Origin of the sequence: Aeromonas sp. QDB20, from assembly GCF_027707805.1 — a bacterium.
GTDB lineage: Bacteria > Pseudomonadota > Gammaproteobacteria > Enterobacterales > Aeromonadaceae > Aeromonas > Aeromonas dhakensis.
Genome location: NZ_JAPCJC010000023.1, coordinates 24,250 through 47,053, shown reverse-complemented (window position 1 = coordinate 47,053; position 22,804 = coordinate 24,250). Strand labels below are relative to the sequence as shown.

Here is a 22,804-nt window from a genome sequence, read left to right as displayed (position 1 = left end):
ACAGGCGTCTGCGGACCCAGGCCGAGGGCCATGGATTCAAGGCAGTACCAATCACCAACCCGGAGAATTGAGCAATGAGAATTCTGCATACCATGTTGCGCGTCGGCGATCTGCAACGTTCCATCGACTTCTACACCCGTGTGCTGGGCATGAAACTGCTGCGCAAGAGCGAGAACAGCGAGTACAAGTACACCCTGGCCTTCGTCGGCTACGGCGACGAGAAGGATGAGGCCGTCATCGAGCTCACCTACAACTGGGGCGTGAGCGAGTACGAGCTGGGCTCGGCCTACGGCCACATCGCGCTGGAAGCGGACGACATCTACGGCACCTGCGACGCGCTGCGCGCCGCCGGTGCCAAGATCACCCGCGAGCCGGGTCCGGTCAAGGGCGGTACCACCGTCATCGCCTTCGTCGAGGATCCGGACGGTTACAAGATTGAACTGATCGCCAAGAAAGATGCCGGCAGCGGCCTTGGCGAGAGCTTCTGATCCAGGCTTGTCCCCTGAAAAACCAAAAAGAGCGCCGAGGCGCTCTTTTTTTATGGCAAAGATATCACTCAGATGGCGCCGTTGCGGCCCATGTTGATCACCACCCGCCGGTTCTTGGCACGGCCACCCTCGGTCTCGTTGGAGGCGACGTGCTGCTTCTCGCCGTGCCCTTCCACCGAGATCTTGCCGGGATCGATGCCCAGATCCACAAACACCTTCTTGATGGCATCGGCCCGCTTCTCCGAGAGCTTCTGGTTCGGCCAGCGGCCGCCATAGCTGTCGCTGTAGGCGTCGATCACCACCACGTCGATGCTCTTGTCCACCTTCACATACTCGCCGATCATCGCCAGCCGCCGCTTGGAAGCCAGCGACAGCTGATCGCTGTTCTTGTCGTAGGTGAGCACGCTGAAGGCGATGTCGTTGAAACTGTAGGGCAACAGGCCGTTCACGCAGTCCATGAAGGCCTGGTACTTGACCCGGAAATTGACCGAGGAGAGGGAGACCCGCACCGGCCGGTTCTGACGGTACCAGTCGCGATACTGGAAGGTCGGCATACGCCCCCCCTCCAGCTCGTCCAGCATGGTCCAGGCGGTCTGCCCCTCCACCAGGCCATCAAACTGCTGGTAAAAACGCAGCTGGCTTATCTCCCGACCGGCCAGGCCAGGACGCCAGATGGGCGGCATGATGCCCAGACTCACCGTCTGGGTCTGGGCCTGCTGGCGCAGCCCCTTGAGTTCGAAGTCCAGATTGATCTTGCGACCGGCGCGGCTGACGAAGGCCCCCGTGCCCCAGCTGGGGATCGGATGCTCGAGCCGGCACTCCACCTGGGTATCAGAGGTCAACCGCCAGACGGATTGATCCAGGCCGGCACCGAATTCGGTGACCCCCGCCTGCAACTGCATACTCACTGATATGCTGACCAACCCCAACACCCAAGCGTTCAACTGCCTGCCCTCCACACGATCTCTGGTTAGGTATCGGCAGGGGCAGGACAAGCTTTAGGTCAAGCGCTCAATGGGGTGAAGATCCGCCCATCAGCTTGAAGCTGGCGATGCGGCCTGCCAGCTCTCGTGCCAGCTGATCCAGCTCAACGCTGTTCTGCTGCAGGGTCTCCGAGTGCTGGCGATGCGCCTCGTACACCTCGCGGATGGTCATCACGTTGTGCTGGATATCGTCGGTGACGTAGCGCTGCTCCTCGGTGGCGGTGGCCACCTGGGCCGTCATGTCGCTCACCTTGCGCACCTCATTGACGATGTCGGTCAGCTCGCTGCCCGCCCGCTTGGCTTCGGTCACGCTCAGCCCCGCCTGCTCGGTTCCCAGGTGCATGGCAGTCACCGCCTGATTGGCCCCCTGACGCAGACGCGCCAGCATCCGTTCGATGTCGTCGGCAGCCTGCTGGGTGCGCGATGCCAGCGCCCGCACCTCTTCCGCCACCACCGCAAAGCCGCGACCGGATTCGCCGGCACGAGCCGCCTCGATGGCGGCGTTGAGGGCCAGCAAGTTGGTGCGATCCGAGATCTGCTTGATGAGGTTGAGGGCCTCCCCCACCGACTCGGTATCCTGATGCAGGCTGTCCACCAGTTGCTGGGTATCGCTCAGGGTACCCGCCACCAGCTGGATGGCGTCTATGGTCTGATCCACCTCCTTGTCCCCCTGCCGGGCCCGGCCGATGGCCTGCTGGGTCGCCAGCGAGGTCTGGGTGGCATTGCGCGCGATCTCCGCCACCGTCGAGGCCATCTCGGTGGCGGCGGTCGCCACCAGGTCCACCTGACCAAAGCCCCTGGCCACCCCGGCGTTCACCTCGGAGATGACGTTGGCCGAGGCGGCGGCGCTGCGGGTCAACACCTCGCAGGAGCGGCGAACCGCCAGCAACAAGCCTTCCAGGTGTTCGAGGAAGTGGTTCAGATCCCGCGCCAGCGCCCCCAGCTCGTCGCCGGATTGCCAGTTGACCCGCACCGTCAGGTCGTTCTCCTTCACCAGCCGCTTGAAGGTCTGATGCAGCGCCGTGAAGCCCAGGTGCAGATCCCGCACCACCCGCCAGCAGACGAAGGTGGTCAGTGCCACGCACAGCAAGACCCCGATGGCAGCCCACCAGAAGTCGCTGGCACTCTGGGCCCGCATCTGGTCGACCCGCTCGGACAGCTGCTGATAGAGGCGATCCTCACTCTGTTTGAGCAGGCCTATCTTGTCGGTACTCAAGGCAAACCAGGCTTCGGCATCCACCCCGAAGCCGCCGCTGGCCGCCTTGTCGAGCGCCAGTTTCTCCATGGCGGCCACCTTGGCTACCACGGGCGAGGCCAGGCTGTCGGCCAGCAGCTGGCGCTGGGAGGGGCTCGCCACCGCCTGGAAGCGCTCAAGATAGGTATTCTGGGCCGCCAGCAACGAGATGAACTGCTGCAGCAGTGCCGGCGTGAAGCTGTCTCGGCCGAACACGTTGCTCAAGGTTGCCCGCTCCAGTCCCATCCGCTCCTTGCTCTGCAAGAAGGCGGCATAGGCGTTGGTCTGCAGCGCTATGGTGGCATCCCGGCTGTGGATGCTGATCTGATCCACCACCGCCAGCAGGCGGGAGATGATCCGGCTGTAGACGCCGACCTGCTCCGCCACCTCCACCCCCAGCGCACTGACCCGCTCGCGCATGGCCGTCAGTCCGGCCAGCTCCTGCTGCACCTCGCTGAGCGCCAGCAGGGCCGGATCTTGTGCAAAACGCTGCAGCAGGCCATCCACCACCTTGCGCTGGGCCGGCAGGGCATCGCGGAACTTGTTGCCGCCGGAGCCGAGGAAACCGGCCGACATGCCGCGCTCTTTTTGCAGCTCGTGGGCCAGTTGCGCCGCTTCCCGAACCACATCCAACGCGGCCTGGGCCTGGCTCATCTCCTGTTCGACCCGATAGCGTTCATACACGTACCGGCCGGAGAAAAACAGCAGGGCCAGCAGTGGCAGGCAGACAACCAGCAACATCTTGTGCGCCAATCCCAGCTTCTTCATCCTTGCTCTCCATTCCATTGATTGAGTGGTCAATTATAAGCTCGCGTGTCGATAATAGAATCGGCTAGCGCCTGAGGGGCGGCGGAGATGGGACAAGGGCCCGCTTTTTTGCCATAATGCCGCCTCATTTCACGCCGACCGAGATACCATGACCGACGCAGTTCACACCCTCAAGGGCCGTTTTCGTGGCTTTTACCCCGTCGTCATCGATGTTGAAACCGCCGGGTTCAATGCCAGAACCGACGCTTTGCTGGAGATCGCTGCCCATACCCTCAAGATGGACGAGCAGGGCTGGCTCGTGCCCGATCAGATCTTCCATTTTCATGTCGAACCGTTCGAGGGCGCCAACCTGGAAAAGGCGGCGCTCGACTTCACCGGCATCGACCCCTTCAATCCCCTGCGTGGCGCCGTCAGCGAGAAAGAGGCGCTGACCGAGATCTTCAAGGGCATTCGCAAGGGGATGAAGGAGCAGGATTGCGGCCGCGCCATCATAGTGGCCCACAACGCCACCTTCGATCACGGCTTCGTGATGGCCGCCGCCGAGCGGGCCGGCCTCAAGCGCAATCCGTTCCATCCGTTTGCCACGTTCGATACCGCGGCGCTCTCCGGCCTGGCCCTGGGTCAGACGGTGCTGGCCAAGGCGTGCCAGAGCGCCCGCATCCCGTTCGACAACAAAGAGGCACACTCCGCCCTCTATGACACCGAACGCACCACAGAGCTGTTCTGTCATATCGTCAACCGCTGGAAGAGCCTGGGTGGCTGGCCACCCGCTCACCCGGACAACGAGAGTGACGATGGGGGCGAATAAACCCCGATCTCAAGCAGGCTGCCACGGCAGCCGCTTTTCTTTGTACGGTTTGCCTCTGCTCGTTTATTCCTGATCTGGTTTGACCAGAATAGATAATAAAGTGCCATCCAGCGCCTTTTTTCACGCCTCCGACCCCGTTGTCGGCAGCAGAGCGCCGTGAATGCTGCAGATAGGCCATCAGCCTGATTTTTTACTCGACATTTGTCACATTTTTCGCAAACTAACTGCCTTTCACACGACAGACAGCAACACAAACTATAAGGAAATCAAATGAATCCTGTTGTTATCGCAGTGGCGCTGATGCTGGTGCTCAGCCTGCTGCGGATCAATGTGGTGGTCTCCCTCGCCATCGGCGCCATCGCGGGCGGCCTGATCGGGGGGCTCACCCTTGAGCAGACGCTCTCCACCTTTACCGGTGGCCTGGGTGGCGGCGCCGAGATCGCCCTCTCCTACGCCATGCTGGGTGCCTTCGCCGTCGCCATCTCCCGCTCCGGCATCACCGATCTGCTGGCCCGCAAGGTGATCAGCCAGCTCGGCAAGGATGCCAGCAGCACCCGCATTCTCTGGGTCAAGAGCCTGCTGCTCGCCTCCGTGCTCGCGGTCTCCGTCTCTTCCCAGAACCTGATCCCGGTCCATATCGCCTTCATTCCCATCCTGATCCCGCCGCTGCTGCACGTCATGGCCCAGATGCAGATCGACCGTCGTCAGGTGGCCTGCGTCATCACCTTCGGCCTGACCGCGACCTACATGCTGCTGCCGGTGGGCTTTGGTGGCATCTTCCTCAACAACATCCTGGCCAAGAACCTGATCGACAACGGCGTGCCGGTCGAGCTCAGCCAGCTGCCGATGGCGATGGCCATCCCGGTGCTTGGCATGTTCTGCGGCCTGCTCATCGCCGTCTTCTTCAGCTACCGCAAACCGCGCCAGTACGATCTGGAGAAGATCCTGGCCGCCGAGCCGGAGACGGTCGAACTCAACCTCAGTCACATCTGGGTGGCCCTGCTGGCCATCGCCGTGGCGCTGGGGCTGCAACTGATGACCAACAGCATAGTGCTGGGGGCCCTGGCAGGTTTCGTCATCTTCACCTGTGGCGGCGTCATCAAGTTTCGCGAGAGTCAGGATGCCTTCACTCAAGGCGTGCGCATGATGTCCCTCATCGGCTTCATCATGATCTCCGCCGCCGGCTTTGCCGCCGTGATGAAGGAGACCCACGGGGTCGACAGCCTGGTGCAGTCCGTAGCCGGCATGATGACCGGCCACAAGGGGCTGGCCGCCCTCCTGATGCTGCTGGTGGGCCTGCTCATCACCATGGGGATCGGCTCCTCCTTCTCCACCGTGCCCATCATCGCCACCATCTATGTGCCACTGTGCATCCAGCTCGGCTTCTCGCCCATGGCCACCATCGCCCTGGTGGGGGCAGCCGGCGCGCTGGGGGACGCGGGCTCGCCCGCCTCGGATTCGACCCTGGGCCCCACCTCGGGCCTCAACGCCGACGGCCAGCACGACCATATCTGGGACAGCGTGGTGCCGACCTTCATCCACTACAACATCCCGCTCATCCTCTTCGGCTGGATTGCCGCCATGGTGCTCTAAGCCGGGCAGCAAGAGACAACACAGCAAAAAGGCGACCTATGGGTCGCCTTTTTGCTGCCTTCATCGTGCCATGTATACGCCGGAATATACGAGCGAACAGGCGAGGCACTTTTCCTTCCTGGCTGCTCTGTCGGCCCTCTCTTGTTCTGCTTCGCTCTCCCCTTTGCGCAGGTTCTGCTCGCAACGGCACAAGGCGGCTCATGGGCTGGCTACCTTAGTTACCATCCTGCACCTTGCAGCCGATGCCGATGCCGGGCAGCCTGTCGGTGATATCAATGGCGCTCAATGGGTGAGCCCCACCAGCACAGCATGGGTAAACCACAGGCAACAAAAAGGCCGCTCGATGAGCGGCCTTTTTAGATAACCATCAGGGCTTAGCTGTCGCGGCGCTTGCCACCGAACTTGCGACCCTTGTCGAAACCGCCTTCACGGCGATCCTTGTTGAAGGGACGGTCACCCTGCGGACGGCGATCCTTGTTGAAAGGACGGTCGCCACGGAACGGACGATCACCGCGCGGCGGACGGCTGCTGGTGTTGCCGCCGGCCGGCACCTCGGTGTAGCGGCTGATCTGCAGCGGACGCTGGCAGACCCGGGCCTTCTTGATCACTTCCAGCACGTCAGGGCTGATGCCTTTGGGCAGATCGACGGTGGAGAAGTCGTCAGCGATGTCGATGTTGCCGATGAAACGGCTCTCGATGTTCGCTTCGTTGGCGATGGCGCCCACGATCTGGCCCGGCTTGACGCCGTGATGGGCACCCACGTCTACGCGGTAACGCTCCATCTCCACGTCCGGGTTGTCTTTGAGCGGACGCGGCTCCAGGGACGGCATGCGACGGGCCGGACGATCGCCACGGTCACCGAAGTCACGACCGCCGCGGTCGTTGAACTCACGACGCTCGAAACCACCGCGATCGTTGTTGTTGCTGAACAGCGGATCCGGGATGGAGTCATCCAGCAGCAGCGGCTGATCACCCTGTACCAGCTTGGCCAGTGCGGCAGCCAGCTCCAGCGGATCGGCAGAATCTTCTTCGATCAGCTCGTTCACCAGGTTCACGTAGATCTCGAGCTCTTCGCCCATCATGGTTTCGCGGATGCGCTCCTTGAACTTGGCCAGACGGTGCTGGTTGATGTCCTCGGTGCTCGGCATCTTCATCGGCTCGATGGCCTGACGGGTAGCGTGCTCGATGGCGCGCAGCATGCGGCGCTCGCGCGGTGCCACGAACAGGATGGCCTCGCCCTTGCGACCGGCACGGCCGGTACGGCCGATACGGTGAACGTAGGATTCGGTGTCGTACGGAATGTCGTAGTTCACTACGTGGGTGATACGCTCAACGTCCAGACCACGAGCAACCACGTCGGTGGCGATCAGGATGTCCAACTGGCCCTGACGCAGCTTGTCGACGGTACGCTCACGCAGCTTCTGCGGGATGTCGCCGTGCAGCGCTTCACAGGCGTGGCCACGAGCGGCCAGCTTGCCGGCCAGCTCTTCGGCGGCGTTCTTGGTACGCACGAACACCAGCAGCGCTTCGTAGGGTTCCACTTCCAGCAGACGGGTCATGGCGTCCAGTTTGTGCAGACCGGTCACCTGCCAGTAGCGCTGGCGAATGGTGGTGGCGGTAGCAGTCTTGGAGGCGATCTTGATCTCTTTGGGCTGCTTCAGGTGCTTCTGGGCAACGCGACGGATCTGCTCCGGCATGGTGGCAGAGAACAGGGCAACCTGACGACCGGCCGGGCACTGATCCATGATCCAGTCCACGTCGTCGATGAAGCCCATGCGCAGCATTTCGTCCGCTTCGTCCAGCACCAGGGCTTTCAGACCGGAGAGGTCCAGGTTCTTGCGACGGATCAGGTCCATCACACGGCCCGGAGTACCCACGACAACCTGAGCACCGCGACGCAGGGCGCGGGTCTGGGTTTCGTAGGAGGCGCCGCCGTAGATGGGCAGCACGTGGAAATCAGGCATGTGGTGGGCATAGCGTTGGCACGCCTCAGCCACCTGCAGGGCCAGTTCGCGGGTAGGCGCCAGCACCAGGATCTGGGTGTTGCGGTTACCAGCTTCCAGACGAGACAACAGAGGCAAGGCAAAAGCAGCGGTCTTCCCTGTACCGGTTTGCGCCTGCCCCAGCAGATCGTGGCCCGCCATCAGGTGGGGAATTGCTGCGGCCTGGATGGGGGACGGGCGCTCATAGCCCACGTCCTGCAGCGCTTTCAGTACAGGCGCGGCCAGTCCAAGCTCACTAAAAAGGGGCAGTTGTTCGGTATCAGACATAGATTCTTCCAGATTAAGGCAGGCGGCTAACACCGCGGAATAGCAAAAAGGCGGCGATTATAGCGCCACTTTGTTCTGCTGTCTTGAAAAATGTGATAGGCCTCTCAAGACGTTGGCAATTATAGAGGGATCTGACGACTATGGCTTGCTTATTTTTCACTCATGGTGCGTGATTGCGGATCACGCTTCGCCAGAGTCCTTGTCCCGCTTGTGCTTGAGCACCGCCATGGTCAACCGGCTGGTGCACAATAAACGACCACGTTCATCGCGAATTTCTATCTGCCACACCTGAGTGGTCGCCCCCAGATGCAGCGGCGCGCAGCGCCCCGTCACCACCCCTTCCCGCTTGGCCCTCAAGTGGTTGGCATTGACCTCCAGCCCCACGCAGTAACTGTCAGGTCCGACCGCCATGTTGGCCGCAAGCGATCCCAGCGTCTCCGCCAGCACCACGGAGGCGCCGCCGTGCAGCATGCCGAGCGGCTGATGGGTGCGGTGATCCACCGGCATGGTGGCCTCCAGCCAGTCAGGACCAAAGGCGGTGTAGACGATGTCGAGGTGGGCCATCAGGGTATTGCGGGAGCTGGCGTTGAGCCCCTCAAGGCTCATGGGCTTGCGCCAGATGGGGGCGTTATCTTGACTCATGACGAGCTGACTCCTTCTGTGATCAATGGGTTATCGCTGCGCCGTAGCGGCAAACCAGCAGTGTCGGCGAAAAAGGCGCAGAAAAAAAGATGCCCCGCTTGAGGGGGCATCTTCAGGGCTGGCTGGCCAGGCCCTGTCACCAGGGGTAGGTCACCCCGGGCCACCCGGCCCAAGGGACGTCCCGCCCAGGCAGGCTCGGCTCGGGCCACTGCCACACCTTGCCAAGCCAGGCGCGCAGTTCGGCCTCCAGTTCGGCATCGGTGAGCGGCGCCTCGGCCACCTTCCAGAAGAAGAGCTCCACCGCCACCTCCGGCAGCACCGAGGGGTAGAGGTAAACTCCGCCCCAGAACTCGGGCTCCCGTGCCGGGCTCCAGAGACCATAGGCAAAGGAGCGCTTGGCCAGAAACTCGGAGCGCTGCCACTCCAGATCGGCCTCGTGCTGGCTCAGGCTGAAATTGGCGGAGGGCCACACATCGTCCGGGCGAAACAGCTGATGGAGCTGCTCGCGCTCGCGCAGCATGGCGACGAACTCCACCACCGCCTGGGCCGGGCTGACCGGCAGCAGCAGGAAGTGCGGGTGCCGATAGGCTTGCGGCACCCGAAACCGCTTGGGCAGCGTCAGCATCAGAGCAGTTCCAGCAGGGCCTGCAACGGGTGCTTGAGTTTCTCCCCCTCCATCCGCTTGACCTGGCTGCGGCACGAATAACCGGTGGCCAGGCAGCGCTCCTTGGGCAGGCGCGCGAGGGGCTCGGCCCAGCTCAGACCATAGATGCCTTTGGAGTTCTCCACCTGTTTGGCGTCGTGGCCATAGGTACCGGCCATGCCGCAGCAGCCCACCGAGACCGGCTGCAGCGTGGCACCGAAGCGGCGGAACAGGGTGCTCCAGTCGCCGTGGGTGGTGGGCTTGGCGGTCTTCTCGGTGCAGTGAGCGAACAGATACCAGGGTTCGGTGCCCGCCTCTTCCCGCACCGGCAGCGCCTCGGCCGGCAGGGAGAGCAACCACTCCTGGGGCAACATCACCTGGAAGTCGCCGCGAGCGGGGCCGAGCGCCTTCACGTATTCATCCCGATAGCAGAGCACCAGGGAGGGATCGACCCCCACCATGGGGATGCCGAGCGCCGCCACCTTGTTGAGGAACTGGGCGCTGCTGGCCGCGGTACGGGCAAAGGCGCGCAGGAAACCCTTCACGTGCTGGGGCTTGCCGTTGGGCTTGAACGGCAGCAGATAGGGCTGCAGGCCGAGCTTGGTGGCCAACTTCACCAGGTCCCGCACCACGGGGGCGTCGTAGTAGCTGGTGAAGGGATCCTGCACGATGAGCACCACTTTTTGGCGCTGCTCTGGGCTCATGGCCTCCAGACCCGGCAGATCGAAATAGCGGGCGCGGTGATCCCGCAGCTCCTCGGCCAGGGTCGGCACGCTCAAGAGCGGCACGTCCACCATGCCGATGCTCTTCTCGGTCGCCTTCTGGGCCCACTCTTTTTCGAGGAAAAAGTTGACCAGTTTCGGCGCCTTGGCCAGCAGAGGAGCGTAAGCTTCCACCGTGCCGACGAAGTAATCCTTGGGTCCACGCAGATAGCGGCTGTGGTAGAGCTGCATGAAGCGGGCGCGGAAGGTGGGCACATCCACCTTGATGGGGCACTGGCTGGTGCACGCCTTGCACGCGAGGCACCCCTCCATTGCCTCCATCACCTCGTGGGAGAAGTCATACTGGCCGCGAGCGCGGGCCACCGTATTGCGGAACTTGTCGACAATCTGCTTGAAGCGCAGACCGCCGCTTTGCAGCGCCACCTCTTCGGCAAGAGGGTCGAAGCCCTGCTCCGCCAGCTGGCGCAGCCACTCGCGCATCAGGCCGGCCCGCCCCTTGGGGGAGTGGCGGCGATCGCGGCTGATCTTGACCGAGGGGCACATGGGGGAGTCGGTCTCGAAGGTGAAGCACAGACCGTTGCCGTTGCAATCGAGCGCCCGGGTATAGCTGGTGCGTACCGCCAGCGGGATCTGGCGGTCAAACTTGCCGCGCTTGGGCCCGTCCACCGACACCAGTTCGGCGCCGCTGCCGTAAGGCATGCAGATCTTGCCCGGGTTGATGCGGTTGGCGGGGTCGAACGCCCCCTTGACCCGTTGCAGCTCCTCCCACAGCTCGCCGAAGAAGGCGGGGCTGTATTCGGAGCGAAAACCCTTGCCGTGCTCCCCCCACATCAGGCCGCCGTATTTGGCGGTGAGCGCCACCACCTGATCCGAGATGCGCCGCAGCAGCACCTCCTGCTCCGGGTCGCACAGATCGAGCGCCGGGCGCACGTGCAGCACCCCGGCATCGACGTGGCCGAACATGCCGTAGTCAAGGCCATGGGCGTCCAGCAGGGCACGAAACTCCATGATGAAGTCCGCCAGGGATTCCGGCGGCACGGCGGTGTCTTCGGTGAAGGCCACCGGCTTCTTGCGCCCCTCGGCGTTGCCGAGCAGCCCCACCGACTTCTTGCGCATGCCGTAGATGGTCTCGATGCTCGGCAGGTGGTCACACACCTGATAGCCGATGACCCCCGCCTCACCGCGCGCCAGCAGGTCGTCGATGCGCCGGCACAGCTCGGCTACCTTGGCCTTGTGCGCATCCTCGTCGGTGTCGGCAAACTCGACGATGTTGAGCCCCTGCAGATCCTTGCCGGGTACGTCCTGGATGAGATCCTTCACCGAGTGCCAGATGATGTCGGCGCGGGCCAGCCCCAGCACCCGGGAGTCCACCGTCTCCACCGACAGGGCGTGTGCCTCCACCATAAAGGGGGCGTTGCGCAGGGCCGAGGGGAAGCTGTCGTACTTGACGTTGACCAGCGTCCGGTAGCGCGGGATGGGGGTGATGTTGAGCCTGGCTTCGGTGATGAAACCCAAAGAACCTTCCGAGCCGCACAGCACCCGGCTCACGTCCAGGGTGTCGCTCTCTGGAATATAAAGGTGCTTGAGATCGTATCCGGTCAGAAAGCGGTTGAGTTTGGGGAAGGTGGCTTCTATGTCGGCGCGCCGCTCGCGGCCGATGCGATAGAGGGTGCGATAGATCTCCCCTTCACGACTCTCGAGAGCCAGCTTGTCGGCCAGTCGCTCACCGGTCACCGGCTCGGTGGCCATGAGCTCGCCGTTTTCCAGCACGGCCTTGAGACCCAGCACGTGATCCGAGGTCTTGCCGTACACCAGCGACCCCTGCCCGGAGGCGTCGGTGTTGACCATGCCCCCCAGGGTGGCGCGGTTGGAGGTGGAGAGATCCGGCGAGAAGAAGTAGCCATGAGGCTTCAAATAGGCGTTGAGCTGGTCCTTCACCACCCCGGCCTGGGCTCGCACCCAACCCTCTTCCAGATTAATTTCCATGATCTGGTTCATATGGCGCGAGAGATCGACGATAATGCCGCCGCCCAAGGATTGACCATTGGTGCCGGTACCGCCGCCGCGAGGGAAGAAACTCAAGGCTGCGTACTCGGGCCCCTGGGCCAGCTTGAGCATCACCGCTATGTCATCCGCGCTGCGCGGATAGAGAACCGCCTGAGGTACGACCTGATAGACGCTGTTATCCGTCGCCATCGCCAACCGGCTTGCATAAGACTTTTCGATATCACCACGAAATGCTGATCGCGCCAGCAACTCAAGAAACTGCAGGGTTGTAGGTGACAAACTGTCCTGGTAATCGAGTCTCGGGATCATGAATCCTTGTTCCCATCCTTTGCTTGATGCCGGCATTCCGGCGACAACGACCGTTCGGGCCAGCCTCTTCGCGGGCCCCCGAACCAGTCCGCTCACATGTGAGCGGGCAGTATATCAGCTAGAAAACCGCTTGCGCGCGCAATCTTCACCATTTGAAAGGAGGACTTTTATGGCTCACTACAGCCATGTTATCAGTACGCTTATCCGCACCGAAAAACAGGCGCTGACCCTGTCGCTGTTTGGTTGCATCACCTTTGCTATTTTCGGCATCGGCTATGGCCTGTTCGTCGGTTCCAACGCCATCATGCTCGACGGCATCTTCACCCTGTTCAGCATGGGCATGACGGGCCTCGGGCTCATCACCGCCTACCTGGTCACCCGACCCTCCGACGCCCGCTTTCAATACGGCTACGCCCACTTCGAACCCATCGCCAACGTCATCAACGGCACCATCATTCTGCTGCTCTGTCTGGCTGCGCTCTACAACGGCCTCACCACCCTGCTGGCGGGGGGACGGGAGATCGATCTCGGCCACGCCCTCATCTATGCCGTCGTCTCCACCTTCTTCTGCGGCATCATCTATCTGGTCGAGGCCAACGTGGCTGAGCGGGTCAACTCCGAGCTGGTGCGGGTGGACTCCAAGGAGTGGCTGGTGGATACCCTGCTCAGCACCACCCTGCTCATCGGCTTCGTGGTCGCCATTGGCCTCGATGCCATCGGCTACGGCCACTACAACCGCTACATAGACCCGCTGCTGGTCTCGCTGCTGGCCCTGTGCGCCACCCTCATCCCCATCAAGGTGCTCGGTCGCAACCTGCGGGAAGTGCTGAAAATAGCCCCCAAGGGGGACGTCTCCCGGCTGGTGGCGAGCGAGGTCGAGGCCCTGCGCCTGCGCCATGGGGTCGAGTGCTACAGCCATCTGGCGAAAAGCGGCCGTCGTTTCGATCTCGAACTCAACATTCTGGTGGCCCCCGGTCAGGAGTGGCCCATTGAGCGCCAGGATGCCCTGCGCCAGGAGCTCTGGTCCCGCCTCGGCGATACCCTGGGAGACGCCTGGCTGTCGGTCTGCTTCACCCGCGAAAAGCGCTGGCTGTAACCGCCGCTTGAACTGCCGTTTGGGGGAGGCCAGCCGCCGCCTCCCCCTGTCATCACATCTTCATGGCTTCCCTCTTGCCAAAACGGCGCCAACCGCTATCATCAGGGCTCACTTTTAACCCGAGGTTTTATTGCCCATCATGGACAATCCCCGAAGTTGCCCTTCGTTTCTTCCCGTCAAAACCTATCTCTATCTGCTTAATCAGCGCCTCTGAATAACGTCATAGCCTTGCTGTCACTACGGCCGTCGTGCGCCGTGATCACTCTTTGCTCTGTCTGTTTTTATTGAGGTCACTACATGGAATTGCTGCTGGATCCCCACATCTGGATCGGTCTGTTTACCCTGATCGTTCTGGAAATCGTGCTCGGGATCGACAACCTGGTCTTCATCGCCATCCTGGTGAAAAAACTGCCCCCCGCCCAGCGGGACAAGGCCCGCATCATCGGCCTGTCGCTGGCCCTGTTGATGCGCCTGGGGCTCCTGAGCGTCATGTCCTGGCTGGTCACCCTGACCACCCCCATACTGCACATCTGGGATCACCCCTTCTCCGGGCGGGACCTGATCCTGATGGGGGGCGGCCTGTTCCTGCTGTTCAAGGCCACCTCCGAGCTGCACGAGCGGCTGGAGGCCAAGCCGCCCGAAGAGGGACCGGTCGGCGTCTACGCCAGCTTCGGCGTGGTGATCACCCAGATCCTGGTGCTGGATGCCATCTTCTCGCTGGACTCCATCATCACCGCCGTCGGCATGGTGGAACAGCTCGGCGTCATGATGGCGGCCGTGACCATCGCCATGGTGGTGATGGTGCTCGCCTCCAAGCCGCTGACCCGCTTCGTCAACGCCCATCCCACAGTGGTGGTGCTCTGTCTGAGCTTCCTCTTGATGATCGGCTTCAGCCTGGTGGCGGAAGGGTTCGGTTTCCATATTCCGAAGGGCTACCTCTATGCGGCCATCGGCTTCTCGGTGCTGATCGAATTCTTCAACCAGCTCTCCCAGCGCAGTGCCGAGCGCCACGAGGCCAAGCTGCCCCTGCGTGAGCGCACCACCGCCGCCATCTTCAAGCTGATGGGTAGCAAGGCGTATCAGGACAAACCGGACGACGACCTGGATGCCCCCGCCCCCGAGCCGGTGAGCTTTGGCGAGGAGGAGCGCTACATGGTGACCGGGGTGCTGTCGCTGGCCGATCGCTCCATCCGTACCATCATGACCCCGCGCTCCGAAATGGCCTGGATCGACGTCAACGACACCGATGACGAGATCCGCGCCCTGCTGAAGCAGGAGCCCCACAGCCTGTTCCCGGTCTGTGACGGCGATCTGGACGAGGTGATCGGGGTGGTCAAGGCGCGCGACCTGCTGTTTGCCCTCAACGAGGGGCAGTCCCTGAGCGGGCTGGCCAAACAGAACGACCCCATTATCGTGCCGCAGACCATCAACGTGATCAGGTTGCTGGCGGAGCTGCGCCAGGCCAAGGGCAGCCTCATCCTGGTGGCCGACGAGTTCGGCATCATCCAGGGGCTGGTGACCACCCACGACCTGCTGGAGGCCATCGTCGGCGAGCTGCCCGATGAAGATGAAACGCCGGACATGATCCGCGACGGGGCTGGCTGGCTCATCAACGGCAGCACCAACATCCACCACGTGGAGCAGGTGCTGGAACACGAAGGGCTGGTGAGCGAGAGCGACGAGTACGTGACTCTCGCCGGCATGCTGCTCTCCCACTTCGGCACCCTGCCCGCCCCGGGCCAGCAGCTGCAACTGCAGCAGCTCTGCTTCGAGGTAGTCGAGGTGAGCGAGCGGCGCATCGAGCGGGTGCGCGTCATGCCGCTGGCGGCCTGACGCCATCTCGTGAAGCCTGCAGCAAAAGGGGACCTTGTCGGTCCCCTTTTCTATTTATCCTCCCCCCTTTCTCCTCTCTCATTTCGCCATTGCTGTCATCAGCGCAATTCTCATCTGCAATTACCCCTCTTTTTCGCAAGGGATGCCGGCACTAGAGTGAGCCCATCATCACCATGAGGAATTCACCATGCACCACGATCACCTGTTCTGCCCCCTGCGCCTCGGCCAGCTGCACCTCAACAATCGCATCGTCATGCCACCCATGACCCGCTCCCGCGCCAGCCAGCCCGGTGACGTGGCCAACGCCATGATGGCCACCTACTACGCCCAGCGCGCCGGAGCCGGCCTCATCATCAGCGAAGGCACCCAGATTGACCCCATGGGCAAGGGCTACGCCTGGACGCCGGGGATCCACAGTGCCGAACAGGTGGCCGGCTGGAAGCTGGTGACCGACGCCGTGCACGCCAAGGGCGGCACCATGTTCGCCCAGCTCTGGCACGTGGGCCGGGTCACTCACCCTGACAACCTCGGCGGCGCCCAGCCCATCTCCTCCTCCGCCATTCAGGCCAAAGGGGTCAAGGTGTTCGTCGACAACGGCAGCGACGCCCCCGGGTTCGTCGAAACCGTCACCCCGCGCGCCATGACCCAGGCCGATATCGACGCGGTAGTGGGGCAATTTCGCCAGGCGGCCCGCAACGCCATGCTGGCCGGTTTTGACGGCATCGAGCTGCACGCAGCCAACGGCTACCTCATCAACCAGTTCCTCGACTCCGAGTCCAATACCCGCACCGACGGCTACGGCGGTTCGCTGGAGAATCGGCTGCGCTTCCTCAAAGAGGTGACAGAGGCGGTCTGCAGCGAGATCGGGGCCGACCGGGTCGGGGTGCGCCTCGCGCCGCTCACCACCTTGAACGGCACCGTGGATGCCAATCCGCAGGAGACCTACCTGGCCGCCGCCCGCCTGCTGGGCCGGCTCGACGTGGTCTACCTGCACGTTGCCGAGGCGGACTGGGACGACGCCCCGCTGATGGCTGAGAGCTTCAAGCAGGGGCTGCGCGATGCCTTCCCCAACACCCTCATCTATGCCGGCAAATACGACGGCGAGCGTGCCCGGGCGGCGCTCGAGGCGGGTTGGGCCGACATGATAGGCTTCGGTCGCCCCTTCGTGGCCAACCCCGACCTGCCCGAGCGGCTGCGCCACGGCTATCCGCTGGCCCCTCACGATCCAGCCACCCTGTTTGGCGGCGGCGAGAAGGGCCTGACCGACTACCCGACCTATCAGGCAACCGCCCAGCCTCACACGGCTTGAATCAAACCCGCCCAGGCATAAAAAAACGCGCCCACCATCACTGGTGGGCGCGCCGTTTTTGCTTTTCACACGTGCCAATGCTCAGTAGAGGCTGACCCCGTAGCAGGCGGCGTAGCTTCTGATCTCCCGGGTCAGCCGCGCCTTGTCGGCCAGGCTCAGCCAGCTCGCCTCGACGGCATTGAGTGACAAACGGCAAAGCTGGTTCATGCTGGCCCCCAGCTCATGGGCCAGAGCGTGGAAGTTGGCGTTCATGTAGCCGCCGAAATAGGCGGGGTCGTCCGAGTTGATGGTGACGCACAGCCCTTGCTCCAGCAAATTCAGTACGTTGTGGTGGGCCATCTGGTCAAACACCTTGAGGCGGGTGTTGGAGAGGGGGCAGACGGTGAGCGGCAGCCGGGTATCGGCCAGATAACGCAGCAGCTCGGGATCATCGACGCAGCGTACCCCGTGATCGATGCGCCGCACCTCCAGCTCCCGGATGGCCTGCCAGATGTAGTCCGCCGGCCCCTCCTCGCCGGCGTGGGCCACCACCGGCAACCCCAGCTCGCGGCAGCGGGCAAAGACCCGGGCAAACTTGCTGGGCGGATTGCCGAGCTCCCCCGAGTCGAGGCCGATGCCGTGAATGCGCGACAAGAAGGGAGTGGCCTCTGCCAACGTGGCGAAGGCCTCCTCTTCGCTCAGGTGGCGCAAGAAGCTCATGATGAGCCGCCAGCTGATGCCAAACTCTTTCTCCCCGCGCTGCAGCGCCCGCTCGATGCCGCCCAGCACGGTGGCAAAGGGCACGCCGCGGGCGATGTGGGTCTGGGGGTCGAAGAAGATCTCCACGTGCACCACCTTGTCGGCGGCGCAGCGCGCCAGATAGGCCCAGGTCAGATCGAAGAAGTCCTGCTCGTTGACCAGTACGCTGGCCCCCAGATAGTAGAGATCGAGGAAGGATTGCAGGCAGTCGAACTCGTAGGCGGCGCGCACGCTGGCCACGTCTGGCCAGGGCAGGGCCACGCCGTTGCGCTGGCCCAGGGCAAACATCAGTTCCGGCTCGAGCGAGCCTTCGATATGGAGGTGCAGCTCCAGCTTGGGCAGACCGGCAATAAAGTTATCCATGATGACGGCTCCATCAGTGCACAGACAGCGGGACCCGCCAGTGGCAGAGCGGTTCCCTCCCCTGCAATTGATTGTGCACCTATCTCTGTTTATGGGGGAGACTTGTCATCAAACAGACTTATAATGGCGTCACAAAAACAACATAACTATTTGAAGATCTTGAGAGTTGGCGCAACTTTCCGCCGCCTCTTGCGCCTACACAAGGAGTCCCCATGAAGAAAAGCGTCATCTGCGACATCGACGGCGTCATCCTGCACAACAACGATCTGGTGCCGGGCGCCGACCGTTTCGTCCACCGCCTGCTGGAGCAGGGCAGCAAGCTGCTGTTTCTGACCAACTACCCGGCCCAGACCCAGAAAGATCTGCAAAACCGCTTCCGCTCCGCCGGGATCGAGGTGCCGGAGGAGTGCTTCTACACCTCCGCCATGGGTACCGCCGACTTTCTCAAGCGCCAGGACGGCAAGAAGGCCTATGTGATCGGCGAAGGGGCGCTGACCCACGAACTCTACAAGGCCGGCTTCACCATCACCGACATCGACCCCGACTTCGTGGTGGTGGGCGAGACCCGCAACTACAACTGGACCATGATGCAGCTGGGGGCCAAGTTCGTCGATCAGGGAGCCCGCTTCATCGCCACCAACCCGGATACCCACGGCCCCATGATGCACCCGGCCTGCGGCGCCCTGTGCGCCCCCATCGAGCGGATGACCGGCAAGAAGCCGTTCTATGTGGGCAAACCGAGCGCCTGGATCATCCGCGCGGCGCTCAACCGGATGGAGGCCCACTCCGACGACACCATCATCATCGGCGACAACCTGCGCACCGACATTCTGGCGGGCTTCCAGGCCGGCCTCGAGACGGTGCTGGTGCTCTCCGGGGTGAGCAAGGTGGCCGACATCGACCGCATGCCGTTTCGGCCGAACCACATCTTTGACTCAGTAGTGGACATCGACATCGTCTGACCCGCTACCCAGGATAGAGAAGAGGGCAGGCCGGCCCTGCCCTCGCAGGAAACAACATGGAACCCATTCTTATCGCCGTGGCCTTCGGCTGCGGCATGCTGGTCAACCTCATCGGCCTGCCGCCCCTGCTGGGCTTTCTGGCCGCCGGCTTCATCCTCAACGCCATGGGCTATCACAACACCCCGGCCCTCAGCGAAGTGGCCGATCTCGGCGTCACCCTGCTGCTGTTCACCATCGGCCTCAAGCTCAACGTCAAGATCCTGATGCGGCGTGACGTCTGGGGTACCACCAGTTTGCACCTGCTGCTCTCCACCCTGCTGTTTACCGTGGTGCTGCTGGTGTGCAAGGGGCTCGGACTGGCGCTGGCCATGTCGCTCGACTGGCAGCTGGCGCTGCTGCTGGGCTTTGCCCTCTCCTTCTCCAGCACAGTATTTGCGGTCAAGGTGCTGGAGGAGCGCAGCGACATGAACGCCCTCTATGCCCGTCTCGCCATCGGCGTGCTGGTGATGCAGGATCTGTTCGCGGTGGCCTTCCTAGCGGTCTCCAGCGGCGAGTGGCCCAGCATCTGGGCGCTCTGGATCCTGGGGCTGCCGCTGCTGCGCCCCTTGCTGCTGAAACTGCTGGAGCGGGCCGGCCACGGCGAGCTGCAGGTGCTGTTCGGGATCTTCCTGGCGCTGGTGGTGGGGGCCGCCGGCTTCGAGGTGGTGGGGCTCAAACCGGATCTGGGGGCACTCATCATCGGCATGCTGATCGCCTCCCACCCCGCCTCCGCGGGACTGGCCAAGTCGCTGTTCAACCTCAAAGACCTGTTTCTCATCTGCTTCTTTCTCACCATCGGCCTCAACGGCCTGCCGACCCACGACACCATGTTGCTGGCGCTGGCACTGGTGCTGGCCCTGCCGCTCAAGAGCGCGCTCTACTACCTGGTCTACAGCGGCGCCCACCTGCGGGTGCGCACCGCCCTGCTCTCCACCCTGGCGCTCACCAACTTCTCGGAGTTCGGCCTCATCGTCGCGGCCATCGCCGCCAAGGCGGGCTGGATCTCCCACGAGTGGCTGGTTGCGCTCTCTCTGGCGCTGGCGGCCAGCTTCATGATCTCGGCCCCCCTCAACGGCCAGAGCGAGCGAATTTACCATCGGCTCGGCAACTGGCTGCGTGGCATGCAGGCCACCACCCTGCACCCGGAGGACAGGCCCATCGAGCTCGGCGATGCCGAGGTGATCATCCTCGGCATGGGGCGGATCGGCCAGGGGGCCTACTTCGAGCTGGAGAACAAGTACGGCACCGTGATCCTCGGGGTGGAGAACGACAGCGACAAGCTGCCTACCCTGCGCGCCCAGGGGATGAACGTCATCGAGGGTGACGCCACCGATACCGACTTCTGGGACAAGGTGCTGCTCTCCAACCAGGTCAACCTGGTGCTGCTGGCAATGCCTCACCACTCGGGCAACCTCTACGCCATCGAGAAGCTGCGCAGCCACGGCTTTGCCGGCAAGATTGCCGCCATCGTCCGCTTCGAGGACGACATCGCCTCCCTCAAGGAGCAAGGGGTGGATGCGGTGTTCAACGTCTACGACGAAGCGGGCAGCGGCTTCGCCCGTCACGTCATCAAGCGGCTGCAGCCACGCTGACGGGCGGGAGCAGCCCCTTGGCAAGGAGGGCGCCATCGTTTACGTTATGCGCAACCTCGTTTAATAAAACGAACAATCACGGGGCCTGGATGGCCCCGTTTTTTATCCCTTGCCAAGGAGGCAGCATGAAGACCCTCAACGACTGGATCCTGCTCGACCGCCACGAGGTGGCTCCCACCCCGCTGATGCCCACCCCCGAGCGCCTGCGCGCCGGCAACCCGAGCCAGACGGTCTGGAACCACTACTCGGATCCGAGCCAGCAGTTCCACGTCGGCTTCTGGAGCTGTGAGCCCGGCCGCTGGGCCATCCACTACACCGAGCATGAATACTGCCAGCTGCTGGAGGGCGAGGCGGTGATCCACGACGGCCAGGGCGGCAGGCTGCCCCTCAAGTCCGGCGACCAGTTCGTCATTCCCGCCGGCTTTGTCGGGGAGTGGGAGACCCTCACCCCCTGCCGCAAGCTTTACGTGATCTTCGAGCCCACCAGCTGACGTTCACGTCAATCTCCCCTCTTTTTTCCGGCGGCCGGACGGGTCGCCGCACTCCCCTACCTGCTTGATGCTTACGGCATGATTTTCTGCGGTTTTCCCGCTTGCAAAAGGTTTTTGCACTAGGCATTGTGATTGGCGAGGAATGTAAATGGAATTTCGAGCCCGAACGTGGGGGGCTCATATAAAAATCAAGAGGATTACCGCCAATGTGTTCTATTTTCGGCATTCTGGACATCAAATCCGATGCGGCCGCCCTGCGCAAATCGGCGCTGGAGATGTCCAAGCGATTGCGTCACCGCGGTCCTGACTGGTCCGGCGTCTACAGCTCCGACAAGGCCATTCTGGTGCACGAGCGCCTGGCCATCGTCGATCCGGGCAACGGCGCCCAGCCGCTCTACAACCCCGAGCGCACCCATGTGCTGGCCGTCAACGGCGAGATTTACAATCACAAGGAGCTGGAGAAGAACCTCAAGGTCGACTTCCAGTTTCAGACCCACTCCGACTGCGAAGTGCTGCTGGCCCTCTACAAGGAGAAGGGCCCCGCCTTTTTGGACGATCTCAACGGCATCTTCGCCTTTATCCTCTATGACGCCGAGCAGGATGCCTACCTGATTGGTCGCGACCACATGGGGATCATCCCCCTCTACACCGGCCGCGACGAGCACGGCAACTTCTACGTCGCCTCCGAGATGAAGGCGCTGGTACCGGTCTGCAAGAGCGTCGAAACCTTCCCGCCGGGACACTACCTGTGGAGCAAGGATGGAGAGCTCAAACAGTGGTACAAGCGCGACTGGATGGAATACGGTGCGGTCGAGCACAACCAGAGCGACAGAGCCGAGCTCAAAGCGGCCCTGGAAGCGGCGGTCAAGCGCCAGCTGATGTGTGACGTGCCCTACGGCGTGCTGCTCTCCGGCGGTCTGGACTCCTCCGTCATCTCCGCCATCACCAAGCTCTACGCCGCCCGCCGGGTAGAAGACGATGGCAAGAGCGAAGCCTGGTGGCCCCAGCTGCACTCCTTCGCCGTCGGCCTGGAAGGCTCCCCGGATCTGGCCGCGGCCCGGAAGGTGGCCGATCACCTCGGCACCATCCACCACCAGATCCACTTCACGGTGCAGGAAGGTCTGGATGCCCTGCGGGACGTCATCTATCACCTCGAGACCTATGACGTCACCACCATCCGCGCCTCCACCCCCATGTACCTGATGGCGCGCTACATCAAGGCCATGGGCATCAAGATGGTGCTCTCGGGCGAAGGCTCGGACGAGCTGTTCGGCGGCTACCTCTACTTCCACAAGGCGCCCAACGCCCGCGAGTTTCACGAAGAGAACGTGCGCAAGCTCGCCTCTTTGCACCTCTATGACTGCCTGCGCGCCAACAAGTCGATGGCCGCCTGGGGGGTGGAGGGTCGCGTGCCCTTCCTCGACAAGGAGTTCATGGACGTGGCGATGCGCCTGCAACCTGCCGACAAGATGTGCGGCAAGGGCAAGATCGAGAAGCACATCCTGCGCGAAGCCTTCGAGGATCTGCTGCCCCATGAAGTGGCATGGCGCCAGAAGGAGCAGTTCTCCGACGGCGTGGGTTATTCGTGGATCGACAGTCTCAAGGCCATGGTCGAGCAGGAAGTGACGGATCAGATGTTCGAGGCGGCGGCGTTCCGCTTCCCCATCAACACCCCGCTCACCAAGGAGGCGTACTACTACCGCGCCATCTTCGACGAGCACTTCCCGCTGGAGTCCGCCGCCCGCACCGTGCCCTACGGCAAGTCGGTCGCCTGCTCCACCCCGACTGCGCTGGAATGGGATGCCAAGTTCAAGGAGATGGCCGACCCCTCCGGTCGCGCCGTGATGGACGTGCACCAGCAGGGTTACTGATCTGCCGGCGACCACCCTTGCCTGAATGCCAAGCCCCTCCTGC

General features: G+C 63.0%; 17 protein-coding genes. 10 read left to right on the top strand and 7 right to left on the bottom strand.

Annotation, left to right across the window (positions count from 1 at the left end):
- Positions 1-74: 74 nt before the first annotated feature.
- Positions 75-488: a lactoylglutathione lyase gene (gene gloA, locus PG897_RS19220; protein WP_017778816.1), complete on the top strand. Its 414-nt coding sequence runs from the start codon at positions 75-77 to the stop codon at positions 486-488.
- Between the two features lie 68 nt (positions 489-556).
- Here gloA and PG897_RS19215 read toward each other — a convergent pair whose 3' ends face one another.
- Positions 557-1,432, bottom strand: a complete 876-nt coding sequence (locus tag PG897_RS19215) for a flagellar protein MotY (protein ID WP_005302285.1) — start codon at positions 1,430-1,432, stop codon at positions 557-559.
- A gap of 67 nt (positions 1,433-1,499) precedes the next feature.
- On the bottom strand, positions 1,500-3,473 hold the full coding sequence (locus PG897_RS19210) for a methyl-accepting chemotaxis protein (protein WP_017778815.1): 1,974 nt from the start codon (positions 3,471-3,473) through the stop codon (positions 1,500-1,502).
- 148 nt (positions 3,474-3,621) lie between these two features.
- Between PG897_RS19210 and rnt the strand changes: the two genes are divergently transcribed.
- Entirely contained in the window at positions 3,622-4,281 is a 660-nt protein-coding gene (rnt, locus tag PG897_RS19205; RefSeq protein ID WP_010633628.1) for a ribonuclease T, read from the top strand.
- A 270-nt stretch (positions 4,282-4,551) separates the two neighbouring features.
- Positions 4,552-5,874, top strand: coding sequence for a Na+/H+ antiporter family protein (locus PG897_RS19200; RefSeq protein ID WP_005302295.1), 1,323 nt, complete (start codon positions 4,552-4,554; stop codon positions 5,872-5,874).
- Positions 5,875-6,248: 374 nt separating this feature from the next.
- Here PG897_RS19200 and PG897_RS19195 read toward each other — a convergent pair whose 3' ends face one another.
- From PG897_RS19195 to ydiJ, 4 genes are all read right to left on the bottom strand, one after another.
- The gene (locus PG897_RS19195) at positions 6,249-8,144 is read right to left on the bottom strand and encodes a DEAD/DEAH box helicase (RefSeq protein ID WP_005302298.1); all 1,896 of its coding nucleotides are present in this window, start codon (positions 8,142-8,144) and stop codon (positions 6,249-6,251) included.
- Between the two features lie 180 nt (positions 8,145-8,324).
- Positions 8,325-8,786, bottom strand: a complete 462-nt coding sequence (locus PG897_RS19190) for a hotdog fold thioesterase (RefSeq protein WP_042008973.1) — start codon at positions 8,784-8,786, stop codon at positions 8,325-8,327.
- Between the two features lie 136 nt (positions 8,787-8,922).
- Positions 8,923-9,411, bottom strand: a complete 489-nt coding sequence (locus PG897_RS19185; RefSeq protein ID WP_043169828.1) for a hypothetical protein — start codon at positions 9,409-9,411, stop codon at positions 8,923-8,925.
- Positions 9,411-12,467, bottom strand: coding sequence for a D-2-hydroxyglutarate dehydrogenase YdiJ (gene ydiJ, locus PG897_RS19180; protein ID WP_043169831.1), 3,057 nt, complete (start codon positions 12,465-12,467; stop codon positions 9,411-9,413). Before ydiJ ends, PG897_RS19185 begins: the two co-directional genes overlap by 1 nt.
- A 169-nt stretch (positions 12,468-12,636) precedes the next feature.
- On the opposite strand from ydiJ, the gene PG897_RS19175 reads away from it, so the two are divergent.
- The 3 genes from PG897_RS19175 (at position 12,637) to PG897_RS19165 (ending at position 16,705) form a co-directional block, all read left to right on the top strand.
- Complete coding sequence (locus PG897_RS19175; RefSeq protein WP_043169833.1) at positions 12,637-13,563, top strand: cation diffusion facilitator family transporter; 927 nt, start codon at positions 12,637-12,639, stop codon at positions 13,561-13,563.
- A 297-nt stretch (positions 13,564-13,860) separates the two neighbouring features.
- Positions 13,861-15,396: a TerC family protein gene (locus tag PG897_RS19170; RefSeq protein WP_201881221.1), complete on the top strand. Its 1,536-nt coding sequence runs from the start codon at positions 13,861-13,863 to the stop codon at positions 15,394-15,396.
- Positions 15,397-15,583: 187 nt separating this feature from the next.
- Positions 15,584-16,705, top strand: a complete 1,122-nt coding sequence (locus PG897_RS19165; RefSeq protein ID WP_201881220.1) for an alkene reductase — start codon at positions 15,584-15,586, stop codon at positions 16,703-16,705.
- Positions 16,706-16,786: 81 nt separating this feature from the next.
- Here PG897_RS19165 and PG897_RS19160 read toward each other — a convergent pair whose 3' ends face one another.
- Positions 16,787-17,806, bottom strand: coding sequence for an adenosine deaminase (locus tag PG897_RS19160; RefSeq protein ID WP_201881215.1), 1,020 nt, complete (start codon positions 17,804-17,806; stop codon positions 16,787-16,789).
- Between the two features lie 212 nt (positions 17,807-18,018).
- Between PG897_RS19160 and PG897_RS19155 the strand changes: the two genes are divergently transcribed.
- The 4 genes from PG897_RS19155 (at position 18,019) to asnB (ending at position 22,761) form a co-directional block, all read left to right on the top strand.
- On the top strand, positions 18,019-18,768 hold the full coding sequence (locus PG897_RS19155) for an HAD-IIA family hydrolase (protein ID WP_005302324.1): 750 nt from the start codon (positions 18,019-18,021) through the stop codon (positions 18,766-18,768).
- 56 nt (positions 18,769-18,824) lie between these two features.
- Complete coding sequence (locus PG897_RS19150) at positions 18,825-20,399, top strand: cation:proton antiporter family protein (RefSeq protein WP_065017970.1); 1,575 nt, start codon at positions 18,825-18,827, stop codon at positions 20,397-20,399.
- A 125-nt stretch (positions 20,400-20,524) separates the two neighbouring features.
- Positions 20,525-20,890, top strand: coding sequence for a cupin domain-containing protein (locus tag PG897_RS19145; protein WP_201881213.1), 366 nt, complete (start codon positions 20,525-20,527; stop codon positions 20,888-20,890).
- 206 nt (positions 20,891-21,096) lie between these two features.
- Positions 21,097-22,761, top strand: coding sequence for an asparagine synthase B (gene asnB, locus PG897_RS19140; RefSeq protein WP_201881210.1), 1,665 nt, complete (start codon positions 21,097-21,099; stop codon positions 22,759-22,761).
- Positions 22,762-22,804 lie beyond the last annotated feature (43 nt).

Bases quoted from the DNA above. Each gene is read 5' to 3' on its own strand.
- PG897_RS19155 (WP_005302324.1), top strand. From the start codon at position 18,019: ATGAAGAAAAGCGTCATCTGCGACATCGACGGCGTCATCCTGCACAAC.
- PG897_RS19170 (WP_201881221.1), top strand. From the start codon at position 13,861: ATGGAATTGCTGCTGGATCCCCACATCTGGATCGGTCTGTTTACCCTG.
- PG897_RS19190 (WP_042008973.1), bottom strand. From the start codon at position 8,786: ATGAGTCAAGATAACGCCCCCATCTGGCGCAAGCCCATGAGCCTTGAG.
- PG897_RS19210 (WP_017778815.1), bottom strand. From the start codon at position 3,473: ATGAAGAAGCTGGGATTGGCGCACAAGATGTTGCTGGTTGTCTGCCTG.
- PG897_RS19145 (WP_201881213.1), top strand. From the start codon at position 20,525: ATGAAGACCCTCAACGACTGGATCCTGCTCGACCGCCACGAGGTGGCT.
- PG897_RS19175 (WP_043169833.1), top strand. From the start codon at position 12,637: ATGGCTCACTACAGCCATGTTATCAGTACGCTTATCCGCACCGAAAAA.
- PG897_RS19160 (WP_201881215.1), bottom strand. From the start codon at position 17,806: ATGGATAACTTTATTGCCGGTCTGCCCAAGCTGGAGCTGCACCTCCAT.
- PG897_RS19165 (WP_201881220.1), top strand. From the start codon at position 15,584: ATGCACCACGATCACCTGTTCTGCCCCCTGCGCCTCGGCCAGCTGCAC.
- PG897_RS19150 (WP_065017970.1), top strand. From the start codon at position 18,825: ATGGAACCCATTCTTATCGCCGTGGCCTTCGGCTGCGGCATGCTGGTC.
- gloA (WP_017778816.1), top strand. From the start codon at position 75: ATGAGAATTCTGCATACCATGTTGCGCGTCGGCGATCTGCAACGTTCC.
- PG897_RS19200 (WP_005302295.1), top strand. From the start codon at position 4,552: ATGAATCCTGTTGTTATCGCAGTGGCGCTGATGCTGGTGCTCAGCCTG.
- PG897_RS19185 (WP_043169828.1), bottom strand. From the start codon at position 9,411: ATGCTGACGCTGCCCAAGCGGTTTCGGGTGCCGCAAGCCTATCGGCAC.
- rnt (WP_010633628.1), top strand. From the start codon at position 3,622: ATGACCGACGCAGTTCACACCCTCAAGGGCCGTTTTCGTGGCTTTTAC.
- ydiJ (WP_043169831.1), bottom strand. From the start codon at position 12,467: ATGATCCCGAGACTCGATTACCAGGACAGTTTGTCACCTACAACCCTG.
- asnB (WP_201881210.1), top strand. From the start codon at position 21,097: ATGTGTTCTATTTTCGGCATTCTGGACATCAAATCCGATGCGGCCGCC.
- PG897_RS19195 (WP_005302298.1), bottom strand. From the start codon at position 8,144: ATGTCTGATACCGAACAACTGCCCCTTTTTAGTGAGCTTGGACTGGCC.